Consider the following 24,353-nt stretch of genomic DNA (forward strand, 5'->3'; position numbering starts at 1 on the left):
AGGCGCGGCAATTGAAGCACAGTGAATCGGCTTTCTCCCGATGCTCAGGCCAAGCCACTAGGCAGCGGCGTGGCACGCGGGCACATGGCCCCCAACATGGTGGGCAATCGGATCTCTTCCAGCGACGGCCACACGCGCTCGCTCGGGCGCGGCGAATTCGTCGCGCTGATGGCGGCGCTGATGAGCCTCGGCGCGCTGGCGATTGACGGGATGCTGCCCGCGCTCGAGGTGATTGCGGGTTCCTATGGCGTCGACGATGCCAACCGGCGGCAGCTGGTGGTCGGCATCTACCTGCTCGCCACCGGCGTGGGTTGTCTCGTGCCAGGGAGCCTGGCCGACCGGTTCGGGCGGCGGGCGGTGCTGTTCGTTTCGCTCGGCTCTTACATTGTGCTCTCGCTGGCCTGCGCCTTTGCGCCGAGTTTCGAGGCCTTGCTGGTGCTCCGCGCCCTGCAGGGTTTTGCCACCGCAGGGCTGGGCGTGGTCCCGGTGGCGGTGATCCGCGACCGGTTCGAAGGCGATGCCATGGCGCGGCTGATGTCGACCATCTTCATCGTCTTCATGGTCGTGCCGGTGTTGGCCCCCAGCGTCGGGCAGGCGGTGCTGGTGTTCGCGCCTTGGCCGTGGATTTTCGCCTTCATGGGCTTTGCCGGAGCAGTGGTCGCTGTGTGGACCTGGGCGCGGCTGCCCGAAACGCTGGCCCCGTCGGAGCGTCAGCCGCTCGATCTCAAGACCGTGCTGCACAATCTGCCGCTGACTTTCACCACCCGCGCGGCGGTCGGATATGTGCTGGGCAGCGCGATCACCTTCGGGGCGATGTTCGGCTACATCAACAGCTCGCAGCAGCTGATCGGCGAGCATTTTGGCGCTGGCGAGGATTTCGCGCTGATCTTCGGTGCGACCGCCTCAACCCTAGCGGTTTCCAGCTTCACCAATTCGCGCATCGTCGAACGCTTCGGCGCGCGGCGGGTGTCGCATACGGCTCTGTGCGTCTTCATCGTCGTGTCGGCGGTGCAGGTCTATGCCGCGCATTACCATCCGGATTCGCTCGACTGGTTCGTGCCGCTGATGGCGGCCAACCTGTGCCTGCTCGGCTTCATGGGGGCGAACTTCGGCTCGATCGCGATGCAGCCGTTCGAACATGCGGCGGGCGCGGCTTCCTCGGCGCAGAGTTTCATCCGCATGCTGACCGGGGCCGGGCTCGGGATCCTGATCGGCCAGGCCTATGACGACAGCGCGCGGCCGCTGGCTTACGCGCTGTTCCTGTGCAGCCTGACGTCACTGTTTCTGGTGCTGTTCAGCGAGCGGGGGAAGCTGTTCACCCGCCCCGGCGACCAACGCAAGTTTCCGGCCGCACCTGAAATCCATTAGTCGGCGCCCAGTTTCCGCCAAGCCAGCTCTGCAAATTCGCACAGCAAGGGCCGGGTGTCGCGCGGGTCGATGATGTCCTCGACGTTGAAGCGCTCGGCGCTGCGGAAGGGGGAGGTGACCTTGCCCAGCCGTTCGCGGATCGCTTCGAGTTCGGCCGCCGGGTCTTCCGCGGCCTCGATCTCGGACTTGTAGGCAACCTCCAGCCCGCCTGCGATGGGCAGCGAGCCCCAGTCGCCCGAGGGCCAGCAATAGCGGTACTGGTAGGTATCGGCGTTGCTCATCGCGCTGCCGGCGATGCCATAGGCGCGGCGCATGACGATGCTGGCGAGCGGGACGGTGGCCTTGTAGACCGCGTTCATCGCCTGCACGCCATAGCGGATCGTGCCCGCCACCTCCGCCTCGCGCCCGATCATGAAACCGGGGTTGTCGACCAGGTGGACGATGGGCAGGCGGAACTGGTCGGCCAGCTTGACGAAGCGCTCCACCTTCTCGCTGGTCTTGGCGTCCCATGACCCGCCGAGGTAGCTCGGGTCGTTGGCCAGCACGAACACCGGCCAGCCGTCGAGCCGGGCGAGCGCGGTGATCGTGGCGCGGCCCCACATCTTGCCGATCTCGAACACCGTGCCCTTGTCGAACAACAGTTCCATCGCCCGGCGCATGGAATAGACCTGCTTTTCCTCGCGCGGGACGAGGCTCAGCAGCGCTTCCTCGCGCCGGTTTGCCGGGTCGCCGGATTGGGCGCGGCGGGCGAGCTGGCCGACATGCTCGGGCATGAAGCTGAGGAAATGGCGCGCGCGGGCGAAGGCTTCGGCTTCGCTGGCGACCTCGTCATCGACCACCCCGTTGCGCGTGTGGATGCCGCTGCCGCCGAGGTTTTCCTTGGCTTCCTCGTGGCTCGCCGCGCCGTCCTTCCAAGCCTCGCCCAGTCCGTCGACGACGGCGGGGCCGGCGGCGAAGATTTGGCTCAGGCCCTTGACCATGATCGAGTAATGGCTGGCGACGATCCGCGCCGCGCCGAGGCCAGCGGTGGGGCCGAGCGCCAGTGCCACAACAGGCACGGTGTCGAGGTTCTTCACCACCTCGCCCCACATATGCACCGCGGGGATGTAGGTCGCGCCGATCATCTCCAGCGTCTTGACCGAGCCGCCGCCGCCGGTGCCGTCGATCATGCGGATGATCGGCAGGCGCAATTCGTGCGCCATTTTCTCGGCCTGCTCCATCTTGCGGCCGATCCCCGCATCCGCCGCGCCGCCGCGAATGGTGAAATCGTCGGCCGTGGCGACCACGGGCCGCCCGTTGATGGTGGCCTTGCCGAACAGGAACGGGGCGGGGAGGACGCCGGTGAGGTTGCCCTCGGCGTCATAGGAGCCCTTGCCCGCGATCTTGCCGATTTCGCGGAAAGAGCCGGGATCGACCAGCGCCGCGAGCCGCGCGCGGGCGTCCATCTTGCCCCGGCCATGCTGCCGCGCCACCTTGTCGGCACCGCCCATCTGCTCCGCGAGCGCCTCGCGGCGGCGCAGTTCCTCGAGTTCTTTTTCCCATCCCATGCGCAATCCATAACCAAGCCGTCGTCCCAGCGAAAGCTGGGACCGCTATCGGTTTCGCACCGGGACGAGAGGGATCCCAGCTTTCGCTGGGATGACGGCTATTCTTCAGCAGGCTCCACCACGCACAACACCGCCTCGACCTGCACCTGCGAACCCTGCTCGACCGAGAGGCCGGTCACCGTCCCGTCAAACGGCGCGGTGAGGGCGTGTTCCATCTTCATAGCCTCGAGCACCAACAACCGCTGCCCGGCGGTGACGGCCTGGCCTTCGGTGACATCGACCGCGATGACCTTGCCCGGCATGGGGGCGATGATCGCGCCGTCGGCGGCGGAGGCTTGGCCGGTGCCGTCATATCGAGCAACGTTCAGGATGAATGTCGCGCCGAGATCATCGACCAGCCAGCCGTGATCGACACGCTCCGTCCACCGCGAAGCCCCCGCAAATTCGGGGTCATAAGCGACCGCGTAGGTGGCGCGGCCATCGGTCAAGGCATAGATAGGAGGAACCGGGTTGGCATTGAGGCGCGTACCGATCTGCGCCGTCCATGCCGTTTTGCCGCGGCCAACTTCCGAAGCGTAGATGGTCTCCCGCGAAACCCCTCGCGCCGCGTCAAACGCCAGTTCGGCTACGTTTTGCAGCGCGTTTTCACTCGGCTCGTGGGGTTGAACCAGTTCTTCAAGGTTGCGTTCGATCAGCCCCGTGTCGAGGTCGGCAGAGCGAAAGGCCTTGTTCTCCAAGCACGCGATCAGGAAGCGGGCATTGTTGCGCACGGGCCAGCAGGTAAGCGTAGAGCAAGCCAGCGCGAGGCTTTTTGCAGCTGCTTCCCGATCATCGGCATGGACGATAACCTTGGCGATCATGGGGTCGTAGAAGGGAGAAATCTCGTCGTGCTTTTCTACCCCGGTCTCCGCGCGGACGGTGCGAGTCCGGGTTGAGCTTGGCAGGTGGAAATAGGTCAGCTTGCCCGTGCTGGGCAGGAATCCAGCTGCCGGATCCTCCGCATACAACCGCGCCTCGATCGCATGGCCGTTGATCGACAGCTCGTCCTGCCGCTTGGGCAGCGGCTCCCCGCTCGCGACACGCAACTGCCACTCAACCAGATCGACGCCGGTGATTTCTTCGGTGACGGGGTGTTCGACCTGCAGCCGCGTGTTCATCTCCATGAAGAAGATGCGATCCGCGCGCAGGCCCTCGCTCGCATCGGCGATGAATTCGATCGTCCCCGCGCCCTCGTAATCGACCGCCTTGGCCGCGCGCACGGCGGCGGCGCAGATCACCTCGCGGGTGGCCTCGTCCATGCCGGGGGCGGGGGCTTCCTCGATCACCTTCTGGTGGCGGCGCTGGAGCGAGCAGTCGCGCTCGAACAGGTGGACGACATTGCCGTGGCTGTCGCCGAACACCTGCACCTCGATATGGCGGGGCGAGGTGATCCACTTCTCCAGCAGCACCTCGTCATTGCCGAAGCTCGCCTTGGCCTCGCGGCGGCAGGACTCCAGCGCAGCGGCGAAGTCGGCGGGCGCATCGACCTTGCGCATCCCCTTGCCGCCGCCGCCCGCGACCGCCTTGATGAGGACGGGATAGCCGATGGCCTCGGCCTCCTTGGAGAGGCGCCCGGCCGACTGGTCCGACCCGTCATAGCCCGGCGTCACCGGCACGCCCGCGCTGCGCATCAGTTGCTTGGCGGCGTCCTTCAGGCCCATCGCGCGGATGCTGGCAGGCTTGGGCCCGACCCAGATCAGCCCGGCGTCGATCACGGCCTGCGCGAAGTCGGCGTTCTCTGAAAGGAAGCCGTACCCCGGATGGATCGCATCGGCCCCGGTCTGCCTGGCCGCCGCGATGATCTTCGCGCCGACCAGGTAGGACTCGGCCGCAGGCGAGGGGCCGATATGCACCGCCTCGTCGGCGCTCCGCACATGCAGCGCCTTGGCGTCGGCATTCGAATAGACCGCGACCGTCGCGATCCCCATCGCCCGTGCAGTGCGCATTATGCGGCAGGCAATCTCGCCGCGATTGGCGATCAGCAACTTCTGGATCATTCGCCGAGCTCCGGCGCGCCGATGGCCCCGCACTGGTCGGGCGCGACCATGGTGAAGCTGGTGTTGCCGACCTTCCAGTTGCCGTCTGCCATCCGCACCATGCTGAGCGAGTTGATCCCGCAATGGCTCACCACCCCGTCGACCGCGAAGACATAAGGCCCCCATACCTGCGCCATGTCACCATCGATCATTATCCGGGCGTAGGTCATCTTCTCGTCGAAACTGCCGCTGCGGGTGGCCCAGCGGGCCAGATGGTCGGCGACCGGCACGACATCAACGCGCGGGTTGGCTTGGTCCATCCGGTTATGGACGAAGATCACCGCCTCGGGGATCATGACCTGGGCCAGCGCGGTCTTGTCCTCGCTGCGCAGCGCCTCGAAAAAGCGGTCGACGCTCTTCGCGACCGCGCTTTCTTCTGGAACGATGGTGGTGGCGAGGGCCGGCACGGCGGCGGCGAAGGCAAGCGCAAGGCCTGCGAAAATCGGAAATCCTCTCATGCCCGCAGCGCTACGCGCTGGCGGCGCGCTCCGCAAGATTGGCCCGCGTCCAGCGCGGCATTTCGGAAGGGTGCGGCGGGTTGTTGGCCAGCGCCTCGAAGAAGGCCGCCGCAGCGTGGCGGATCTTGTCCGACTTGCTGGTCGAGACGCGGTAATCCCAGGCCGCCGCCCCGCGCCGCCGGACTTCGCGGCCGATTTCGCTATAGATGCGCGCGGCGCTGAGCACCGCCCAGCGGCTGCGGAACGGCAGGCGCGCGGCCCCGATGCGGGCGGCGGCTTCGTGGGCCTCCATCAGCGCCACCAGCTGCGTAGCCATATCGGCCAGTTCCTGCCGGTGGTGCGGCTTGGTGTGCTGGCCGGGTTCGATATCTTCCTCCACCAGCCATTCGACCGGCAGGTAGCAGCGGTCCGCCGCGTCATCCTCGACAATATCGCGGGCGATATTGGCGAGCTGGAAGGCGAGGCCGAGGTCGCAGGCACGGTCCAGCGTGTCCTCGTCCAGTGGAGAGACCCCCATCACCACCGCCATCATCACGCCGACCGCGCCCGCGACGTGATAACAATAGCGTAGCAGGTCGCCCTCGCTGCGCGGTCGCCAGTCCTGCGCGTCGAGTGCGAACCCGGCGATGACATCATCGGCCATCGCCTGCGTGATGCCGCATTCGCGCGCGACCAGGCCGAAGGCATCGAAAGCGACATCGGCGGTCGGTTGTCCGTCAAGTGCGCGGCGGGTGAGCACGCGGATCGCCTCGACCCGGTCGAGGGCGCCGGCCTGGTCGCCCAGTTCACCGCCATGTTCCTGCGCGTCGGCCAGGTCGTCGCAGCGCCGACACCAGGCATAGAGCAGCCACACCCGCTCCCGCGTTGTCCGGTCGAACAGGCGGCTGGCGGCCGAGAAGCTCTTGGAGCCCTGCTTGATCGAGAGGCGCGCCTTTTCCACCAGCGCCGCCCGGTTACGCCCGCCGCCCGGCTGCGAGGGTGTGTGGCGGACATAATCAGGGGCTAGGGGGCGTTCGCGCGGCATAGTCAGGCGATCAGAGATCGTCGGCCTTCATCCGGAAGATCGGCGTGTGCGGCACATAGGCCGCCATCTTCTCCAGCAGCTCGTCCAGCGTATCTGCCGCGATCAGGATGTTCTGGTGCGCCGGGCGGACGAAACCGACTTCGGCCATCTTGCGGTTGAAGGCGATCAGATGGTCATAGAAGCCGAAGGCGTTGAGCAGGCCGACGGGATCCGAGTGGTAGCCCAGCTGCGCCCAGCTCATCGCTTCCCACAGCTCGTCCATGGTGCCGACCCCGCCGGGGATGGTGACGAAACCGTCGCTGAGATCGGTGAAACGCTGCTTGCGCTCGTGCATCCCGCTGACGGTGATCAGTTCGGTGCAGGCGTGGTTGGCGACTTCGGAATTGACCAGCGCCTCCGGGATCACGCCGATGACTTCGCCGCCCGCCTCCAGCGCCCCGCTCGCGATCGCGCCCATCAACCCGAGCCGGCCGCCGCCATAGACGACGCCGATCCCGCGCTCGGCCAAGTCTCGGCCAACGTCGCGAGCGAGATCGATGTAGCGAGTGTCCTCCGGCGTGGCGGAGCCGCAATAGACGGCGACTCTTTTCATCCCGGACACCATCAGTTGCAGGCAGCGTCCAGGATTGCCGCATCGTCATTGCCGAGCGGCTCGGCTGCCAGGTCCATCTCGACATAATCGATCGGCATGCGGATCCCGTTGCCGAAAGGTGATTGGAAGAAATAGGCCTCCTTCAAGCCCAGCTCAGCATTGGCACAATCGGCTGCAATGATTGTGTCCATCACGATCTCGTCGCCGGAATCTACCATGTCGACCCGCAAGAGGATGAGATTAAGGGTGCGCCCGTCCTGCGCCATGGTCGCGGACCAATTGCGATCGTGCAAAGCGGTTTCGCCTTCCCCCTGATTGGTCACGGGAGTCCATTCATGGTTATGCTGACTATCGACGAGAGGCGAAGTGCCAAGTCCGATCAGGGTGGCAGCGGCGGAAAGAAGGAGAGCGTACATCATGCCGAAGCTTTAGCGGCCAAATCTTCCAGCACAATGGCCGCCGTCGCCTTGGCACTACCGACCACGCCGGGAATACCCGCGCCGGGGTGCGTTCCCGCCCCGACGAGGTAGAAGTTCCCGATCACATCGTCGCGGTTGTGGCCGCGGAAATAGGCGCTCTGGGTCAGCACCGGCTCGAGGCTGAATGCGCTGCCGAGATGCGCGTTGAGGTCATGCGCAAAATCGGTCGGGGCGTAGTGGAACTTGGTCACGATCCGGTCGTGGATGTCGGGGATCAGGCGGCGGCCGACTTCGTCGAGAATCCGCTTCTCCAGGATCGGGCCGATTTCGTCCCAGTCGATCTTGAGCTTGCCCATGTGCGCGACCGGCACCAGCGCATAGAAGGTGCTCTTGCCCTTGGGTGCCACGCTCGGATCGGTCACCGTAGGGTGGTGCAGATAGATGCTGAAATCCTGCGGCAGCACGCCGTTGCTGTAGATGTCGTCGAGCAAGCCTTTGTAGCGCGGGCCGAACAGGATCATGTGGTGCGGGATGCCGGGCCAGGTGCCCTCCAGCCCGAAATGGACCACGAACAGCGACGGGCTGTAGCTCTTGCGCTTGAGCTTGCGCCCCATCGACCAGCCGCGCTGGCTGCGCCCGAGCAGGTCTTTGTAGCTGTGGACGATGTCGGCGTTGCTGGCGAACGCGTCGAACCGCTGCCTGAATCCACTCTGGGTTTCGACCTCCGTGGCGCGCTTGCCTTCGACATGGACCTGCACCACCGGGTCGCCGATCATCATCTTGCCGCCGAGCCGCTCGAAATGGCGGATCATGCCGGCGATCAGGCGGTTGGTGCCGCCGCGGGTCCACCACACGCCGCCGTCCATCTCCAGCTTGTGGATCAGGGCATAGACGCTGCTGGTCTTCATCGGGTTGCCGCCGACCAGTAGCGTGTGGAAGCTCAGCGCCTCGCGCAGCTTCTCGCTGCGCACGAAGCTCGAGACCATCGAATAGACGCTGCGCCAGGCCTGTTTCTGCGCCAGCGCCGGCGCGGCCTTGAGCATCGACTTGAAGTCGAGGAACGGCACGGTGCCAAGCTTCAGATAACCTTCCTCGTACACCCCGGCGCTGTATTCGAGGAACCGCTGGTAGCCGTCGACATCGCGCGGATCGAGCTTCTCGATCTCCTTGAACAGCTTGGGCTTGTCGTTGGAGTAGTCGAAATTGTGCCCGTCGGGCCAGTTGAGCCGGTAGAACGGGCTGACCGGCATCAGCTCGACATCCTTGGAGATATCGTTCCCCGACAGCGCCCACAGTTCCTTGAGGCAATCGGGGTCGGTCACGACAGTCGGCCCGCCGTCGAAAGTGAAGCCGTCGCGTTCCCAATAGTAGGCACGGCCGCCCGGCTTGTCGCGGGCCTCGATCACCGTGGTGGCGATCCCGGCGCTTTGCAGGCGGATGGCGAGCGCCATGCCGCCGAAGCCCGAACCGATCACGCAGGCCGTTTTGGTGGTGTCACCCATTTTCCTAATCCCTGTTGACCGCGAGCGGCCTGCCTTTGCCGAACATCGCCTTCAATGCCGCAGGGATCGAAACCGGCGGCTTCCCGGCGAGCACCCGGAACTTTTCGAACGGTATCGAGCGCGCGGCATAGAAGCGTTCGATAAGCCGCTCGTCCAGCCGGTAGAACCGCTGGAAGATCCGGTACCGCGCATTGGGCTTGGCGGCGTCAAAAAGTAACCTGCCCAGAAGGCGGTAATAGCTCGTCCGCTTCCAGTGTCGCCTCGCATGTGCAGCCAGCAGCGCGGCGAGCTGGTCGCCCGGCAGATCGGCATTGGCGGCGATCAGCTGCGCGGTCTCGACCGCTTGCGGCACGGTGTAGCTGGTGAGCGGATGGGCGAGTAGAGCACGGGCCCCGGCCTGCGGCATCCGGTCCAGTTGCTGCTCGCGGGCATAGACGCTGAAATCGCCGCCGCTGATGACGGGCAGGATCCCGGTCTCGCTGCCGAGGAATTCGCCGTCCCAGCCATTGCCCGCAGCATATTGGTCGAGCCGCCGGGAAAGTTCCGACCGATCGAGCACCGGATCGTCCTGATAATAGGTGTCCTCGAAGAAGATCTCGTTCGCGCCCAGTGGCAGGACATAGACGAAGCGGTAGCCGCCAAGCTGCTCGACACTGGCGTCCATGATTACCGGGCGGGTAATCCCGTGCGGCTTGGTCGTGCGCATATGCCGACCCATGAACACCTGCCATCCGCCGCGCAGGTGTGTGGCCGCGCCGAAGCCCCGGCAATCGATCACCGCTCGCGCGGGAATGACCTCGCCCCCGCTGAGCGTCACGCTATCGGGCGTGCAATGCTCCACCTTCCTGCCGGTACGGATGGTCTGCTGTGACAGCTCGCGCCTCAGGCCCGCATCGAAATCGGGCGAAGCGAGCGAGAAATAGCGCGCCTTGAGCGTGCGGGAATGCTGGGGGAAGAAGACATCGTATCCGCTCCACTCGGTCTTGCGGAACGGCGCCATCAGCGCATGGCCGGTCTCGTCCAGATCGGTTTCGAACCAGCTCCAGCGGTGATTGCCGCCCAGCGCTTCGCCAGCTTCGACCAGTACCACGTCAAGCTCGGGCCGTGCCTTGCGCAAGGCGAGCGCGATCAGTCCGCCGGACAGCCCGCCGCCGACAATCGCCACATCTGCTCTGCGCCCGCTCATTGCGGCTAGGCTCTAGTCACCGGAGCGCCCTGGCACAATAAGATGATCGAGGGCAGCGTTTCTGCGGGTGCCGGATTTACTCGGCCAGGGCAGGGCAGCTCGCCAGATGGGAACCAAGGGCCTGTTCCATGGCTGCCTCCAATTCGGGGTCTTCCTCGTTCGCCGTTTCCAGCTCGATCCGTGTGCGAATGGCCACCAGCTCGTCCTGTATGGCTTCGAAAGCCCTGAAACCCGGCGACTTGCCGAACAGGTCAGACAGTTCCCGCTTCTCTGCCAAGGTCAGGCGCTGCACCACTTCCCGCAAGGTACGCTCGTCGTCCTTGGCGAGGGCCTCTGCGGTGGTATCGCCGTAGGGGTCGGCTAGGGCCTCCTCCATGACGAAATCGAGCGACTGGTTGTCGCCCACTGACTGGACCAGCTTTTTGCCAAGCGGAGTGGAGTACAGTGCAGCGACCTCCGCCGCGTGCTCCGGCGACAGGCGGTCGGCAAACAAGGCCGCGACTTCTCTGCGGTAGCGGTCCTGATCACGGATGAAATCTTCTTTCAGCAAGGATCGACCTGACTCCACCAATACTGTCAAGGAACCCGGACACACTTCATCGAGGGCCATCAAGTCCGGATCCTGAGCCAGGGTTTCCGGAATATCCACCTCCATCCACCGGTCGAAGACCTGTTGATCAGTGGCTGGCGGATTGAGTGCATTGGCCAGGTCTTCGAATGGTGAGGAGGCCACCTGTGCCAGGGCTGCAACCGAGATGGTCGAGAGGAGAAACGCCGAAGCGCATTTGATCGCGAGATTGTGCATGTGTCCCGGCTATCCTCGAACTGGTGGGCTGCCAAGCGCTAACACGCCTGCGTTGCTACTTGGTTGTGAAAGTGGCGCATGGCGGGTTAATTTGCGGAACCGGTTTCGGCGCGTTCCGTTAGATGGACATGACTCCCAGATACCTGATGTGCTCCCTCGCTGCTCTCAGCGCCTTTGCCACACCCGCGTACGCGCAGGAGGAACAAGGCCCGCCCGAGCGGCCGGAGACCGTGTTCGACGGAGACTTTCTCTCCATCGGCATCGGAGCCGGTATCGGCCCGAGCTATTCCGGGTCCGACGACTATGTCGTATTCCCCTTGCCGGTGGTGCAGGCCAGCATCGGCGGCATCGACATCAACCCGCGCCCTGCCGGGCTGGCGGTCGATTTCGTGCCCGATGCCGAGGAAGGCGTTGCTTTCGACTTCGGCATCGCCGGTCGGGTGCGCAGCGACCGGGCCAGCCAGATCGAGGATCCGGTGGTCAAGTCGCTGGGAGAGCTCGACCGCGCGGTCGAGTTCGGACCGACTGCGGGGATCAAGTTCCCGCAACTGCTCAATCCCTATGACAGCCTGACGGTGAGCGTGGACGCCCTCTGGGACGTGGCGGGCGCGCATGACGGGATGACGGTTTCACCCCGCGTGACCTATTTCACCCCGCTTAGCCGAGGGGCAGCCGCTTCACTGAGCGTAGGCGCGAGCTTCATCGATGACGACTTCGCCGACTACTACTATTCGGTCTCGCCGACCCAAAGTGTCGCGAGCGGGTTGCCGGCTTTCGGTGCCCGGGGCGGACTGGAAAGCATCGGTACCAACCTGCTGCTGGCGTTCGACCTCAACGGCGACGTGACCGACGGCGGTCTGTCGCTCGTTGCCATTGCCGGGTATTCGCGGCTGATGGGCGACGCGAAGCGTACGCCGTTGACGAGCGAGCGCGGCAGCGCCGACCAGTTCCTGGCGGGGCTGGGGATAGGCTATACCTTCTAGGGCATGCAACGGGAAAGGGCCCCGGTTTCCCGGAGCCCTTTGATGCCTATTCGGCGGGTTCTTCCTGCCCCAGGTCGGGCCGGGGCGGCGGGAGCGGGGCATCGCGATCACCGGTCTTGAGGTAAGTGTCGAACCACTCCATCATCCGCAGATTGTAGTCGTAGCGGCTGGCTGCGCGGCGGTTGCCGTGGCCTTCACCCGGATAGAGCACCAGGCGCACCGGCGTATCGGGCTGGCGCACCTTGATGTTGCGATAGAGCTCGTAGCTTTGCGTCGGGCTGACGCGCGGATCGCTGTCTCCGTGCAGGATCAGGATCGGCGTTTCGGCCTTGTCGACATGGGTGATGGGGCTGCGTTCCATCAGGTGGTCCCATTCTTCCCACGGCCACTTGCGCTCGTGGACGAGGTACATCTCGTTGGGAATGTCGGTGGTGCCGAACTTCGAAACGTTGTTGGAAATGCCGACGAACATCACGCTGGCGGCATACTCCGCCGAGTAATAGGTCGCGCCCCACGCGCTGGCATAGCCGCCGTAGGAGCCGCCGGTGATCCCGACGCGGTCGGGATCGGCGAGCCCCTGTTCCACGAAGAAGCGCTTGGCATCGACGATGTCGTCGAATTCCTTGCCGCCATAGTCGCCCTGGTGCTCCTTGGCGAAGGCGACGCCATAACCGGTCGAGCCGCGATAGTTGGGCAGGAACACGGCATAGCCCTTGCCCGCCGCGACCTGCCCGGGCTTGCTGTAAGCGGTCTGCCAGCCGTCCGATTCATGCGCTTCGGGGCCGCCGTGGACATTCATGATCAGCGGGGCGCCGCCCTCGGGCGCGCCGCCGACCGGTTCGATCAGCACGCCTTCGATGATCCGGCCGTCGCGCGCGGTATAGGTGACGGTGCGCTGGGTGCCGAAGTCGATCTCGGCCAGCCACGGGTTGTGGCTGGTCCAGCGCTGGAAGGCGCCGCCCTGCCACACGAACAGCTCGGTCGGGTGCTTGGGGCTATGCGCTTCGACTGCGATCTTGCCGCCCGCACTTTCGACGCCGACGAGGATCAGTGCGCCCGGATCGATCTCCTCGACCGTGTCGCCATAGATGCGCAGCACGCTCTTGGTGCCCTTGTGGACCACGACCGCCAGACGCCCGTCGGCGAGCCACTCGGCATCGACTGCAGCTTCTGCGGCCCCTGCGTTGAGCGGGGTGAAGGTGCCCGAAGCCGGGTCAGCCTTGAACAGGGTGGTCGCTGCCGGGTCGTTGGCATCGATCGCGGCGATCATCGACAGCGCACTGCCATCGGGCGCGACTTCGACATCTTCCAGCTTGCCCGGGGTGGCGACGACCACGGTCTTGCCGGTGGCAAGGTCGAGGATATTGACCCGGGTCGAGGTGTAGCTGTCGTCGACCAGCGAGGTCGGCGCGGTCTTGATCATCGCCCGCTTGCCATCGGGGAAGATCGCGATCTCGCTGACATAACCGGGGACCTTGATCTCGCGCGGAGCAGCATCGGGCTCGGCACCGACAGTCGCGGCGAACAGACGGTTGAGCGGCAGTTCTTCCTCGTAAACGACTGCGTCGAAACCCTTTTTCTTCTCGGCATCGCGGGTCTTGTCGGGGGCCGGTCCCGTCAGCAGGTACAGCGTTGCGCCATCAGGCGCGAAGGCATAGCTCGAAACGCCGGCGTCCTCGATCCCTGCCAGCTTTTGCGGTGCGCCGCCATCGACCGGCACGCCCCACACGCTGCGCTTCTCGTCCTTGGCAGCCCAGAGGTAGGTTACCATGCTGCCATCGGGGCTGAAGCCGACTCCACCCGGACTCACATCCTTGGGCAGGAATGCGCGCCAGGCGTCCGGCCCCCAGGCGAGTTTCAGTTCCTGCGTGGTGGCGCCGTCATCTTCGCCTTCGGTCACGTCGGGCAGGCTGGCGGTGGTGTAGGCGATCCGGCTGCCGTCAGGGGAGACGGCGATTGTCCCGACCGCCTCCAGCCTGGCGACGTCTTCGGGTGTCATGGGCCGGGCAAGGGCCGCAGCGGGGATCAGCAGCGAAGCGGTGAAAAGTGCAGTCCGCAGGGTTTTCATGTGGGGGCATTACCTCTCGTTTGTGGATTCCATGCGCGGCGGTATAGCGAGGCAAGCCCGGAGCGCAAACCGGGGACAAAGCAGGGGCCGGAAGAAGGGCCCGAGAAGAGGAACCTGAACATGTTCAACCCACTTGCCCGTCTGGTCGTGACTACCGCGCTGACCCTCGCCGCCACTCCGGCTCTCGCGGATACCACGATCATCCATGCCGGTTCGGTCATCACCGATGCTTCGGCCAATCCTACCGGCCCCGCCACCATCACCGTCGAAGACGGGCGCATCGTCAGCATCGTGGACGGTTTCCAGCCGACTCCTGAAGGCGCGACCATGGTGCACTTGCCCGAATACACCGTACTTCCGGGCCTGATCGACCTTCACGTCCATTTGACCGGCGATCCCGGCGGCGATTTCTGGAAAGAAACTGTCGAGCCAGACGAATGGGGCGTGGTTGTCGGGGCCAAGAATGCCCGGCTGACCGCGCTGGCCGGTTTCACCACCGTGCGCGAAGCCGGCAGCGCGCAGCAGACCGCTTTCGTCCTGCGGCGCGGCACGGCCGATGGCATGATTGTCGGCCCCCGTATTGTCGCCGCCGGTCCCGCGCTGTCGATCATCGGCGGGCATGGCGACACCAACGGCTTTCGTCCGGAAGTCAACGAACTGCTCGACAGCGGCTTCACCTGCACCGGCGTGGTGGAATGTGCCGCCAAGGTCCGCCTCGCCAGCCAGAACGGGTCCGACGTCATCAAGATCACCGCCACCGGCGGCGTGCTCAGCCAGCAGGGGCGCGGGCTGGAGGCCCATTTCACCCCCGACGAGATGAAGGCGATTGCCGACACGGCGCATTCGCTCGGGCTCAAGGTCATGGCCCATGCCCATGGCGCGCGCGGGATCGAACAGGCGGCGAAGGCCGGGATCGATAGCATCGAGCACGCGACTTACATCGACAAAGCTGCCGCCGACGCGATGATCGCCAACGGCACAGTGCTGGTGCCCACGCTGATGGCGTTCAAGGGCGTGACCGAACGGCTGGGCAAGGGCATCTACACCCCCGTCGTCGAGGAGAAGATCGAAGCCGTGGCGGAAACCGCCAAGGTCTTCATGGGCAAGGCCTACAAATGGGGCGTACCGATTGCCTTCGGGACCGATGCCGGCGTGTTCGACCATGGCCGCAATGCCGAGGAGTTCGGCCTGATGGTGTCGCAGGGAATGTCGAACCGCGACGCGCTCGCCAGCGCCACCACGGTCGCCGCCAGGGTGCTGGGCATGGAAAGCGAGATCGGCCAGCTCGCGCCGGGCTTCTCCGCCGATATCATCGCCGTGAAGGGCAATCCCCTGGACGATGTCACCGTGCTGGAAGATGTCGAGTGGGTAATGGTGCGCGGGAAGGTGATCGAGTGAGCCTAGCCGCCCCGGCGCTCGCCGCAGCGCCGCTGGCCGAGGAACCGGCGTTCTGCGCAGGCGAGCCGGTGACGCTGGGGGCGGGGCAGGATGCCGGCGCGCAGCCGATCGGCAATGCCGGGGATGACCGGTTTTGCCTTTCGCCGGAAGATTGACGACAGCGATTGTGTGAAAGACCTAAGCGCCATTGTTGCCGACCCGAACTGGCTGCCGCACGAGATCGATGCGGCCGGGCGGAAGGTCCGCTTTCTCAAGCTGCATCCCGATGTCTTCCGCAGCCGCGGGTTCCTGGCAGAGGTGCGCAGCGCGCAGACCGAGGCGTGGGTGGGGTTCGACCAACTGCTGGCGATGCAGCCGCTGGCGGGTCCGGTCCATTTCATCTTCCACTCGGGCTTCTGCCGCTCGACCCTGTTGTTGCAAGCTGTCGGGGCGGCGACACGGGCGAGCTGCCTCAACGAGCCGGGTATCCTCAACGGACTTGCCCGGATGGAGACGATCGAGCAGTCACTGGTCGATGCAATTGTGGCCCTGCTGGCGCGGCCGCATAACGCGGGCGAAGCGGCGGTGATGATCAAGCCCAGCAACTTCCCCAACCGCCTCATCCCGCAACTGATGCGCAGCCGCGCCGATGCGAAGGCGATCATTATCACCAACGACCTGCGCTCGTTCCTCGAAGCCGTGGTGCGAAAGGGTCTGTTAGGGCGGCAGTGGGGCCGCCAGGTGTGCCTGACGACGCATGGCTACGCCACCGGCTCCGGCGGGTTCGATCTCGCCACCATGGCGGGGCTGACGGACTTGCAATTGTCGGGGCTCGGATGGCTCTATCTGCAAAGCTGGTTCACCGACCGGCTGGCGGCACCCGGAGGCGAGCGCATGGCGGTGGTCGACAGCGCGTTCTTCAACGACAATCGGGGCGAGGTCATCGCGGAGGCGGCTGCGCACCTTGGCCTTCCCCTCGATCGATCGGATCTCGGCGCGGTGCTGGAAGGCCCGGTGTTCCGGTCTCACTCCAAACTGGGCGGCGACTTCGCTGCGAAGGAGCAGCGGGATCGCGAGCGTTCGCACAGCGAGGTCAACGACGAAGAAATCGCCTCCGTCCTGCAATGGATCGGCGAGATCGCGCGGGTTTCGGACCTGACAGCTCCGGTCGCCCGGACGATTCTCCCGAACGCCCCTCGTCGATAGCTGCCGCTGCTTCGGCGAAGCCCGCTGCCATTGTTTTGGGCGCACGCTAACCCGGCCCTTGCGATTGGGCGGATAGTGTATTATTCGCATAACACACTCGGAATTCCTAGAGGGGACCTGTCACGATGAAACTGATCCGCACCGCGCTGCTGGCGACGGCCGCTTTTGCCCTGCCGGTTGCTCCGGCGCTGGCCCATGAGGAAGGCACCGAAGCCACGCTCGCTGCGTCGGCGATGGTTGTTGCCGATACGGCCGAAACCGCTGCCGAAGCGCCGCAGAGCGAGCATGACAAGCTTTTCGCCCTGTTCGAGGATTCCGACAAGCGCAGCCTCGAATTGAACCCGCTCGGACGCCTGTTCCGCGGCGATGACAGCAATGCCGGGCGGCTCGGCGATTTCCTGACCGATTCTTCCTATTACGCCAATCTGCGCGACACCCAGCTCAACCTCGCGCTGCTCGCCCAGATCGACCGCGATCAGCTCGATGACACCGACAAGCTCGCCTACGACGTGTTCAAGTGGACGCAGGAAGATGCGCTGCGCGGCCAGACGGCCGAAATCCGTGCGCTGACCGAAGTGCGCCCGGTCAACCATTTCTTCGGCTTCCACACCTTCTACCCCAACTTCGCCAGCGGCAAGGGCGCGGCGCCCTTCAACACTTTGGCGAATTACGAAGACAACCTGACCCGGCACGACGACTACATCGCCATCACCGACCGGGCGATCGCCAAGTCGCGCGAGGGGATGAAGTCGGGCGTACTCGAAACCAAGCTGACCATCGGCATCGTAGTCCAGCAGCTCGACACGCTGTTGGCGATCCCGGTCGACGAATCCCAGTTCATGGGCCCGACCACCATGTTCCCGGAAAGTTTTTCGGCTGAGGACAAGGCCCGCCTGACCGACGCCTATCGGGCCAAAACCGGTGAAATCTACGCTGCGCATACCCGCCTGCGGGACTTCCTGCGCGACGAATACCTGCCCGCCGCACGCGAGGAAGTCGGCCTCAGCCAGATGAAGGGCGGGGCGGATCTCTATGCCCAGCTGATCGAGAGCACGACCACCATCCCGATCACCGCCGACGAGATCCACCAGCTCGGCCTGAGCGAGGTCGAGCGGATCAAGGGCGAGTTCGAGAAGATCAAGCAGGAGGTCAAGTTCAAGGGCACGCTCAACGAGTTCTTCGACTACGTCCGCACCGATCCCAAGTTCAAGCCGAAGAGCCGCGAGGCGCTGACCCAGCGCTATTACGACATCGGCAAGATGGTCGACAAGAAGATCGGCGACTACTTCTCGCTGCTGCCCAAGTCGGAGCTCAGGATCGAGCCCTATGACGAGTCGATCGAGCAGTTCAGCGCCGGCGGTTCCTACCAGCAGGGCACGCCGGACGGGTCGCGTCCGGGCACGTTCTATTTCAACGCCTATGACTTGCCGAGCCGCCTGACGCCGGGCGAAGTGACGCTCTATCTCCATGAGGGCGCACCGGGGCACCACTTCCAGATCAGCCTGGCGCAGGAAAACACGGCGCTGCCGGCCTTCATGCGCTTCGGCGGCAACACCGCCTATGTCGAAGGCTGGGCGCTCTATGCCGAAACGCTCGGCTACGAGATGGGCTTCTACAAGGACCCGTGGAACCGCTATGGTACGCTGGGTGACGAGCAGCTGCGCGCCATGCGGCTGGTCGTCGATACCGGCATCCATGCCAAGGGCTGGACCCGCGAACAGGCCATCGACTTCATGCTCGAAAATTCGCCGATGACCCGCACCGAGGTGGTGGCCGAGGTCGAACGCTACATCGCCATCCCCAGCCAGGCGGTTGCCTACAAGGTCGGCGCGCTGACCATCCAGCGCCTGCGCAAGAAGGCCGAGGATACGCTGGGCAAGAAGTTCGACATCAAGGAGTTCCACGCCCAGGTGCTCGGCACCGGCGCGCTGCCGCTGGCGGTACTGGAAGCCAAGATCGACCGCTGGATTGACAGCCAGCAGTAACGCGCTGACCATCCCCCCCCCCCCCCCCCCCCCCCCCCGACTTACGGGTCAGTGCCAGGGCCGGTTTCCTTCGCGGGAAGCCGGCCCGAACTTTTCCCGCAAGCGCATCTTGATGCACATCAATGTCACATTGCTGCCTTGATCGCATGGTTTCCGTGGTATCGGAGAGGAGTCGAAGGCATGAACGCAATGGGAGAGGTGCGCGGCGACACAACTTATGTCGATGTGTTGATCGTCGGGGCGGGGATATCTGGCGTGGGTTCCGCCTGGCACCTGCAACAGCAATGTCCCGGAATGAGCTATGCCATTCTCGAGCGCAAGGATACCTTCGGCGGCACCTGGGACACGCACAAATACCCCGGCATCCGCTCGGACTCCGATCTCTATACCTTCGGCTACCGGTTCAAGCCGTGGGTCGGCCCGCCGATCGCCACGGCCGGGGAAATCCTCGCCTACATGGGCGAGGTGATCGAGGAGAACGGCATTGGCGAGCATATCCATTACGGGCATGACATCGTCAGCTGCGCATTCTCGCGCGCCAGCGACCTGTGGACCGTCACTGCCATGGCCGATGGCAAAGAAGCGACCTGGACCTGCCGCTTCCTGTGGATGTGCTCGGGCTATTACGACCACCGCAATCCCTACATCCCCGACTGGCAGGGGGTCGAGGATTACAAGGGCCTGTTCGTCCACGCGATGCAATGGGATCCAAGGACCGACTACGCCGGCAAACGGGTGCTGGTGATCGGATCGGGCGCAACGGCGGCAACGGTGATCCCCGAGTTCGCCAAAACCGCCGCGCATGTCACCATGTTGCAGCGCAGCCCGACCTATTTCTTCTGCCACCCCAACCAGAACGAACTGGCCGACCGGCTGCGCGAGATCGGCATCGACGAGCCGACCGTGCACCGCGTGGTGCGCCAGCAGATCCTCTATGACCAGGACGTGCTGACCAAGCGCTGCATCGAAGAGCCCGAAGCGGTGTTCGAGGAGCTGAAGGAACTGGTCCGCGCCTATGCCGGACCGGATTTCGACTTCGAACCGCACTTCACGCCGAAGTACCGCGTGTGGCAGCAGCGGCTCGCCTTCTGCCCCGATGGCGACGTGTTCCAGGCCATCGCCAGCGGCAAGGCCAGCGCGGTCACCGACACCATCGACCGCTTTACCGAGAAGGGCGTGCTGACGTCCTCCGGGCAGGAGATCGAGGCCGACATCATCGTTGCCTGCACCGGCTTCAACCTCTCGGTCATGGGCGACATGGACGTCAGCGTCGACGGCGAACGGGTCGACTGGCACGAGACCGTCAACTGGCGCGGCATGATGTTCGACGGCGTGCCCAATCTCGCCTGGGTGATGGGCTATTTCCGCGCCAGCTGGACGCTGCGGGTGGATATGATGGGCGACCTCGTCTGCCGCATGCTCAACCATATGCGGGAACGCGGCGCGACTTCGATCGAAGTGGTCCCGCCGCCCGGCCTGGTGCTCGGGCCGTGGATCGAGGCGGACAACTTCAACCCCGGCTATCTCCAGCGCGGGATGGACCGCTTGCCCAAGGCCGCCGAAGGCTCCGAATGGCGCCACACGCAGGATTACTGGCGCGAGATCGAGGAGTTTCCGGCGATCGACCTCGACGGGCCAAGCTTCGCCTATCACACTGCCAAGGTTGCCGAAGTCGCCGCCTGATTGGCGATAGACACGCCGCTCATGCCGCGCCACAAGACGCGGCATGAGCGACAACATCATCTGGTGGGGCGGCGAGCTCCCGCATCTGGCCGACTTCAACGCCCATGCCGAGGGGCATCTGCAGGGCTATCTCGGGATCGAATTCGTCGAGGTCGGGGCCGAAAGCATCACTGCGCGCATGCCGGTCGATGAACGGACCCGCCAGCCCTATGGCCGCTTGCATGGCGGGGCCTCGGTCGCGCTGGCGGAAACCGTCGGTTCGGTCGCGGCCTCCTCCACCGTGGACCGGACTCAGTTCGCCACCGTGGGGATGGAGATCAACGCCAACCACATCCGCCCGGCCTATGAAGGCTGGGTCTATGGCACGGCAACGCCGGTCAATCTGGGCCGCACAACGCAGGTGTGGTCGATCCGGATCGTCGACGAGGCAGGCAAGCTGGTCTGCATTTCCCGACTGACGATGGCGGTGATTTCGCTGGACCGGAAGTAGGGGGCGGCGTGCGGCTCAAAGCTAGATAGCCAGCGCACTATTGGCGCAATGTCGCCTCATACAGCTCGGCCACCCGGTCCGGGTCATCGGCGTCGGTGACGCAAAGCAGGCGCAGACCACCGGGTGCAGGGTACGCGGCGATGCCCTCGACCTTGAGCGGCGGTTGCAGGACGTGTGTCCTCAGTACCTCCAGTTCCACGTCGAGTTCGACGATCGCAGCGCCCGCCAGCGCGCCGTCGGCGTAGCTGTCGGAGGTAGCTTCCGCGACGGCGGAGAGCAGGATTTGGCCACTGTCGAGGCGGAATGCGTCCGTGACCGTGAGCGGCACGCCTGCAAGGGACGGCAGCGATAGCTCGGCGCGAAGCGCGGCGCTTACCTGCCCGCTGGACAAGACGTCCGCCAGCGGCACGGAAATCACCTGCGAAGCCGGCGCGCGCATATTGCCGCGGTTGAACAGCAGCAGTTCGCTGCCCGCTATCACCGCGCCTTCGATATTCACTTGCCGCACCAGCGGATCAATCGCTGCGAACAGCGGGCGCAGATCGAGCGGGTGGACGCCGGGCACTTCGCCGCTCGTTGGCAGCTCGATGATGGCCCCGCGCATCCGCTGCGGGGTCGATCCCGAGCCGAGCGCGAGCAGGCGCGTGCCCGGCGTTTGTTCCAGCGCAACCAGCACCTCGAAGTCGGGCTTGACCCGCTTGCGCGCGGCCGGATCACGCGGAAGTTCGTCCGGGATCAGCGGTACCAGCGTTCCGGGTGCATCGTTATCGAGCGCGAACACCGCGAGGCAAGAGGCGTCATCGGCGACCACGCACAACCGCGTCCCCACGACTGCCATGCCGCTTGCCGCCGAAAGAAACGCATGGCCCGAGGGCAACGGCGCTTCGGTCACCAGATCGCGGACACGGGATAGCTGCATCGTGCGGGCATTCTCGGCGCGTCAGGCCGTTTCCACATCGCGTGGAACTTGCCGCCCGGGAACCGGAAGCACTTTCCCCCGCGCCGCCGCCCGCTTGGCACCGGCCTTGATCTCCTTGTGCAGGTCGCGGACGTAGCTGTCGAAGTCGAGCTGGATCGTGTGCCGCCGCGCCTTGTAGTACTGGCCGGTGTGGTACTCCTCGTCCTTGACGATCACGCGGTGCATCTCTCGTCCTGATGGCGGGGCGTATTCGCCGGCCAGATAGGCCGCGACAAGCTTGCTCTGCTGCTCGGCGAAATTGACCAGCGTCGGCAGCGGTTGGGCGAGGCCCATGTAGAACAGGTCGGGCACTTCGGGCTTGAGGATGCGCTTGAACAGCGGCGGCGGGCGGTTGTCCTCGTCGGCGGTGAAGGATGGATCGCTGAAGAAGGGGAAACGGATGTCGTATCCGGTTGCCCAGATGATCGCATCGACCTGTTCGCGGGTGCCATCGGTGAAGACGACGCCGTCACCGTCCAATCGCTCGATCGCGGGCTTCATCGTCAGGTCGCCCGAACCGGCGCGGACGAGGAACTCGCCACTGACGGTGCCGTGGCTTTCGAACGGGCCGATCTCCGGTTCGGGCAGGCCGTAATCGCTCATCTTGCCGACGAGGTTCTTCACCATGCGCGCGCCGAGCCACTGGCGCACCGACTTGGGCATCCAGGCCGGGGCGGGGTTCTTGTCGAGCGGCTGGCCGCGGAAGTACTTGGGGAAGATCCACACGCCGCGCCGGGTCGAGACGAACAGCTTGCTGGCAACCGTGCGCTGCGACAGCTCGCTGGCGATATCCATCGCGCTGTTGCCCATGCCGACCACCAGCACCCGCTTGCCCATGCAGTCCACGGGCTCGGTCGGGGTGCGGTAGTTGTGGCTGTGGATCTGCGGTCCGGTGAACTCGCCCGGATAGTCCGGAATCCGCGCCGCCCAGTGGTGGCCATTGGCGACCGCCAGCGCGTCATAGTGCCGCGTCTCGCCGGTCGAGAGGGTGATGTCCCACCCGCCCTCGCTGCGCCGCTCGGCCTTCTCCACCCTTGTGTTGAAGATGATGTGACGGCGCAGGTCGAAATGGTCGACATAGTCGTGGAAGTACTGCAGCAGCTGCTCATGGCTCGGGTAGTCGGGCCATTCGGCCGGCACGGGATAATCCTCGAACGCCAGCCGCCATTTCGACGTGTCGATGTGCAGGCTCTGGTAACACGACGACATGCCGTTGGGGTTGTTGAAGTACCAGTTGCCGCCGATGTTGTCGGAAGCTTCAAAGATGTCGAACGGGATGCCGTAGTCCTGCAGCCGCTTGGCGGTGGTGAACCCGCTGCACCCCGCGCCGATGATGCAGACCTTCGGGAGCGCTGTCATGCCAGCAGCCCCATCATCCGTTCATAGGCGGCGGCGAAGTCTTCCTTGAAGTCCTGCACCACCTGCCCTGCGCCGCGCTGTTCCTTGACCATGCCGACGCCCTGGCCGACGAAATAGGTCGCCAGTTCCTGCGCCGCGCGGTTTCCGTTGACGCTGGCCTTGTCGATCGCGCGCAGGGTCGGTTCGGACAGCAGCATCATCAGCGGCATGGGCAGGGCCGGGATCTCCGCCTCTTCCCATTTCTGGTGCCATTCGCTGCGCAGCTGGCGGCTGTACTTGCCGGTGCGATGCTTGGAGCGGATGGTGTCGCGGCTGGAGGCGGCGATCATCTTCTCGCGGAACACCTCGGTCGTCTCCGCCTCGCTGGTGGCGAGCCAGACGCTGCCGCACCACACGCCTTCGGCCCCCATCGCCATCATCCCGGCCATCTGCTTGCCGGTCATGATCCCGCCGGCCGCCAGCACCGGGATATCGGCCCCGGCCTCGGCAATGGCGTCGAGCACTTCGGGGATCAGAACGACGGTGCTGACCTCGCCGCAATGCCCGCCGCCTTCGCCGCCCTGGGCGACGATGATGTCGACCCCGGCGGCGATCTGCTTCATCGCATGCTCCTTGGCCCCGACCAGCGCGGCTACGGGAATGCCGCGCTTCTTGCCGGCCTCGATCATCTCCGGCGGCGCGGTGCCGAGCGCATTGGCGATGAGGCGGACGGGGTGATTGAAGGCGACTTCGAGCAGTTCCTGCCCCAGCGAGGTGTTGGGCGGCTGCTTGCCGCCCATCGGCTCGGCGTTTTCCTCCGCGATGCCCGCCTCGCGCAGGATGGCGCGGGTAAAATCGCGATAATGGGCGGGGATCTGGGCGATGATCTCGTCGGCGGTGATGTCCATCTTCACCGCCTGGACCTCGGGGATCAGCACATCGACGCCGTAGGGCTTGCCGTCGACATGGTCGTCGATCCAGCGCAGCTCCTGCTCGAGCTGGTCCGGGGTCGAGCTGACCGCCCCCGCAACCCCGAACCCGCCCGCGCGGCTGACAGCGGCGACCACGTCGCGGCAGTGCGAAAAGGCAAACAGCGGGAATTCGCATCCCACCAGCTCGGTCATACGAAATGCCATGGTATCAGTCTCTCCCTGCAACCGATCCCTTTGTGCATGGGAGCGGGGGGCAAGTCCATCCCTGGCGGCGGGAATGGTCTTGCATTCAGGCAGGCGTGGAGTAATCCTTCACCACGGGCCGCACGATGCATTCCTTTCTGGAAGGATTTGGCA

The 24,353-nt window shown here is 65.1% G+C and carries 21 protein-coding genes; 8 read left to right on the plus strand and 13 right to left on the minus strand.

The annotated features are described in order from the left end of the window. Positions 1–69 precede the first annotated feature (69 nt). Positions 70–1,368 carry a multidrug effflux MFS transporter gene (locus LY632_RS04615; RefSeq protein WP_234092632.1) on the plus strand — a complete coding sequence of 433 codons (1,299 nt, stop codon included), beginning with the start codon at positions 70–72 and terminating at the stop codon, positions 1,366–1,368. On the opposite strand, the gene LY632_RS04620 is transcribed toward LY632_RS04615, so the two are convergent. The 9 genes from LY632_RS04620 to LY632_RS04660 form a co-directional block, all read right to left on the minus strand. Continuing rightward, positions 1,365–2,915, minus strand: a complete 1,551-nt coding sequence (locus LY632_RS04620) for an acyl-CoA carboxylase subunit beta (RefSeq protein WP_234092633.1) — start codon at positions 2,913–2,915, stop codon at positions 1,365–1,367. The two genes, LY632_RS04615 and LY632_RS04620, sit on opposite strands and share 4 nt — an antisense overlap. A 98-nt stretch (positions 2,916–3,013) precedes the next feature. Further along, positions 3,014–4,951, minus strand: a complete 1,938-nt coding sequence (locus LY632_RS04625; protein ID WP_234092634.1) for an acetyl/propionyl/methylcrotonyl-CoA carboxylase subunit alpha — start codon at positions 4,949–4,951, stop codon at positions 3,014–3,016. Beyond that, entirely contained in the window at positions 4,948–5,448 is a 501-nt protein-coding gene (locus tag LY632_RS04630) for a hypothetical protein (protein ID WP_234092635.1), read from the minus strand. The genes LY632_RS04625 and LY632_RS04630 overlap by 4 nt, the downstream gene beginning before the upstream one ends. A 10-nt stretch (positions 5,449–5,458) precedes the next feature. After that, on the minus strand, positions 5,459–6,472 hold the full coding sequence (locus LY632_RS04635) for a phytoene/squalene synthase family protein (protein ID WP_234092636.1): 1,014 nt from the start codon (positions 6,470–6,472) through the stop codon (positions 5,459–5,461). A gap of 10 nt (positions 6,473–6,482) precedes the next feature. Further along, entirely contained in the window at positions 6,483–7,064 is a 582-nt protein-coding gene (locus LY632_RS04640) for a TIGR00730 family Rossman fold protein (protein ID WP_234092637.1), read from the minus strand. Positions 7,065–7,075: 11 nt separating this feature from the next. Then, positions 7,076–7,483 carry a hypothetical protein gene (locus LY632_RS04645; protein WP_234092638.1) on the minus strand — a complete coding sequence of 136 codons (408 nt, stop codon included), beginning with the start codon at positions 7,481–7,483 and terminating at the stop codon, positions 7,076–7,078. Beyond that, positions 7,480–8,985 carry a phytoene desaturase gene (locus LY632_RS04650; protein WP_234092639.1) on the minus strand — a complete coding sequence of 502 codons (1,506 nt, stop codon included), beginning with the start codon at positions 8,983–8,985 and terminating at the stop codon, positions 7,480–7,482. Before LY632_RS04650 ends, LY632_RS04645 begins: the two co-directional genes overlap by 4 nt. Positions 8,986–8,989: 4 nt before the next feature. Continuing rightward, positions 8,990–10,171 carry a lycopene beta-cyclase CrtY gene (gene crtY, locus LY632_RS04655; RefSeq protein ID WP_234092640.1) on the minus strand — a complete coding sequence of 394 codons (1,182 nt, stop codon included), beginning with the start codon at positions 10,169–10,171 and terminating at the stop codon, positions 8,990–8,992. A 76-nt stretch (positions 10,172–10,247) separates the two neighbouring features. After that, the gene (locus LY632_RS04660; protein WP_234092641.1) at positions 10,248–10,976 is read right to left on the minus strand and encodes a DUF2059 domain-containing protein; all 729 of its coding nucleotides are present in this window, start codon (positions 10,974–10,976) and stop codon (positions 10,248–10,250) included. A gap of 128 nt (positions 10,977–11,104) precedes the next feature. Here LY632_RS04660 and LY632_RS04665 point away from each other — a divergent pair, with 128 nt between their 5' ends. Beyond that, on the plus strand, positions 11,105–11,959 hold the full coding sequence (locus LY632_RS04665; protein WP_234092642.1) for a MipA/OmpV family protein: 855 nt from the start codon (positions 11,105–11,107) through the stop codon (positions 11,957–11,959). 46 nt (positions 11,960–12,005) lie between these two features. On the opposite strand, the gene LY632_RS04670 is transcribed toward LY632_RS04665, so the two are convergent. After that, the gene (locus LY632_RS04670; protein WP_234092643.1) at positions 12,006–14,027 is read right to left on the minus strand and encodes a S9 family peptidase; all 2,022 of its coding nucleotides are present in this window, start codon (positions 14,025–14,027) and stop codon (positions 12,006–12,008) included. Positions 14,028–14,147: 120 nt separating this feature from the next. On the opposite strand from LY632_RS04670, the gene LY632_RS04675 reads away from it, so the two are divergent. The 6 genes from LY632_RS04675 to LY632_RS04700 all read left to right on the plus strand — a co-directional run bounded on the left by LY632_RS04675 (position 14,148) and on the right by LY632_RS04700 (position 20,768). After that, positions 14,148–15,425: an amidohydrolase family protein gene (locus LY632_RS04675; RefSeq protein WP_234092644.1), complete on the plus strand. Its 1,278-nt coding sequence runs from the start codon at positions 14,148–14,150 to the stop codon at positions 15,423–15,425. Beyond that, positions 15,422–15,580 carry a hypothetical protein gene (locus tag LY632_RS04680; protein WP_234092645.1) on the plus strand — a complete coding sequence of 53 codons (159 nt, stop codon included), beginning with the start codon at positions 15,422–15,424 and terminating at the stop codon, positions 15,578–15,580. The genes LY632_RS04675 and LY632_RS04680 overlap by 4 nt, the downstream gene beginning before the upstream one ends. A gap of 13 nt (positions 15,581–15,593) precedes the next feature. Continuing rightward, complete coding sequence (locus LY632_RS04685) at positions 15,594–16,610, plus strand: hypothetical protein (RefSeq protein WP_234092646.1); 1,017 nt, start codon at positions 15,594–15,596, stop codon at positions 16,608–16,610. Between the two features lie 125 nt (positions 16,611–16,735). Beyond that, positions 16,736–18,595 carry a DUF885 family protein gene (locus LY632_RS04690; RefSeq protein WP_234092647.1) on the plus strand — a complete coding sequence of 620 codons (1,860 nt, stop codon included), beginning with the start codon at positions 16,736–16,738 and terminating at the stop codon, positions 18,593–18,595. A 180-nt stretch (positions 18,596–18,775) separates the two neighbouring features. Then, positions 18,776–20,278: an NAD(P)/FAD-dependent oxidoreductase gene (locus LY632_RS04695; protein WP_234092648.1), complete on the plus strand. Its 1,503-nt coding sequence runs from the start codon at positions 18,776–18,778 to the stop codon at positions 20,276–20,278. 43 nt (positions 20,279–20,321) lie between these two features. Further along, positions 20,322–20,768, plus strand: coding sequence for a hotdog fold thioesterase (locus LY632_RS04700; protein ID WP_234092649.1), 447 nt, complete (start codon positions 20,322–20,324; stop codon positions 20,766–20,768). 37 nt (positions 20,769–20,805) lie between these two features. Here the strand turns inward: LY632_RS04700 and LY632_RS04705 are convergent, their stop codons facing one another. The 3 genes from LY632_RS04705 to LY632_RS04715 are packed head-to-tail and all read right to left on the minus strand — an operon-like array spanning position 20,806 to position 24,200. Next, positions 20,806–21,660 (minus strand): hypothetical protein, encoded by an 855-nt coding sequence (locus LY632_RS04705; protein WP_234092650.1) that lies wholly within the window; start codon positions 21,658–21,660, stop codon positions 20,806–20,808. 48 nt (positions 21,661–21,708) lie between these two features. Next, entirely contained in the window at positions 21,709–23,085 is a 1,377-nt protein-coding gene (locus LY632_RS04710; protein WP_234092651.1) for an NAD(P)/FAD-dependent oxidoreductase, read from the minus strand. Further along, on the minus strand, positions 23,082–24,200 hold the full coding sequence (locus tag LY632_RS04715; RefSeq protein WP_234092652.1) for a nitronate monooxygenase family protein: 1,119 nt from the start codon (positions 24,198–24,200) through the stop codon (positions 23,082–23,084). The genes LY632_RS04710 and LY632_RS04715 overlap by 4 nt, the downstream gene beginning before the upstream one ends. Positions 24,201–24,353 lie beyond the last annotated feature (153 nt).

The organism is Erythrobacter sp. SDW2, assembly GCF_021431965.1.
Classification (GTDB): Bacteria; Pseudomonadota; Alphaproteobacteria; order Sphingomonadales; family Sphingomonadaceae; genus Parerythrobacter.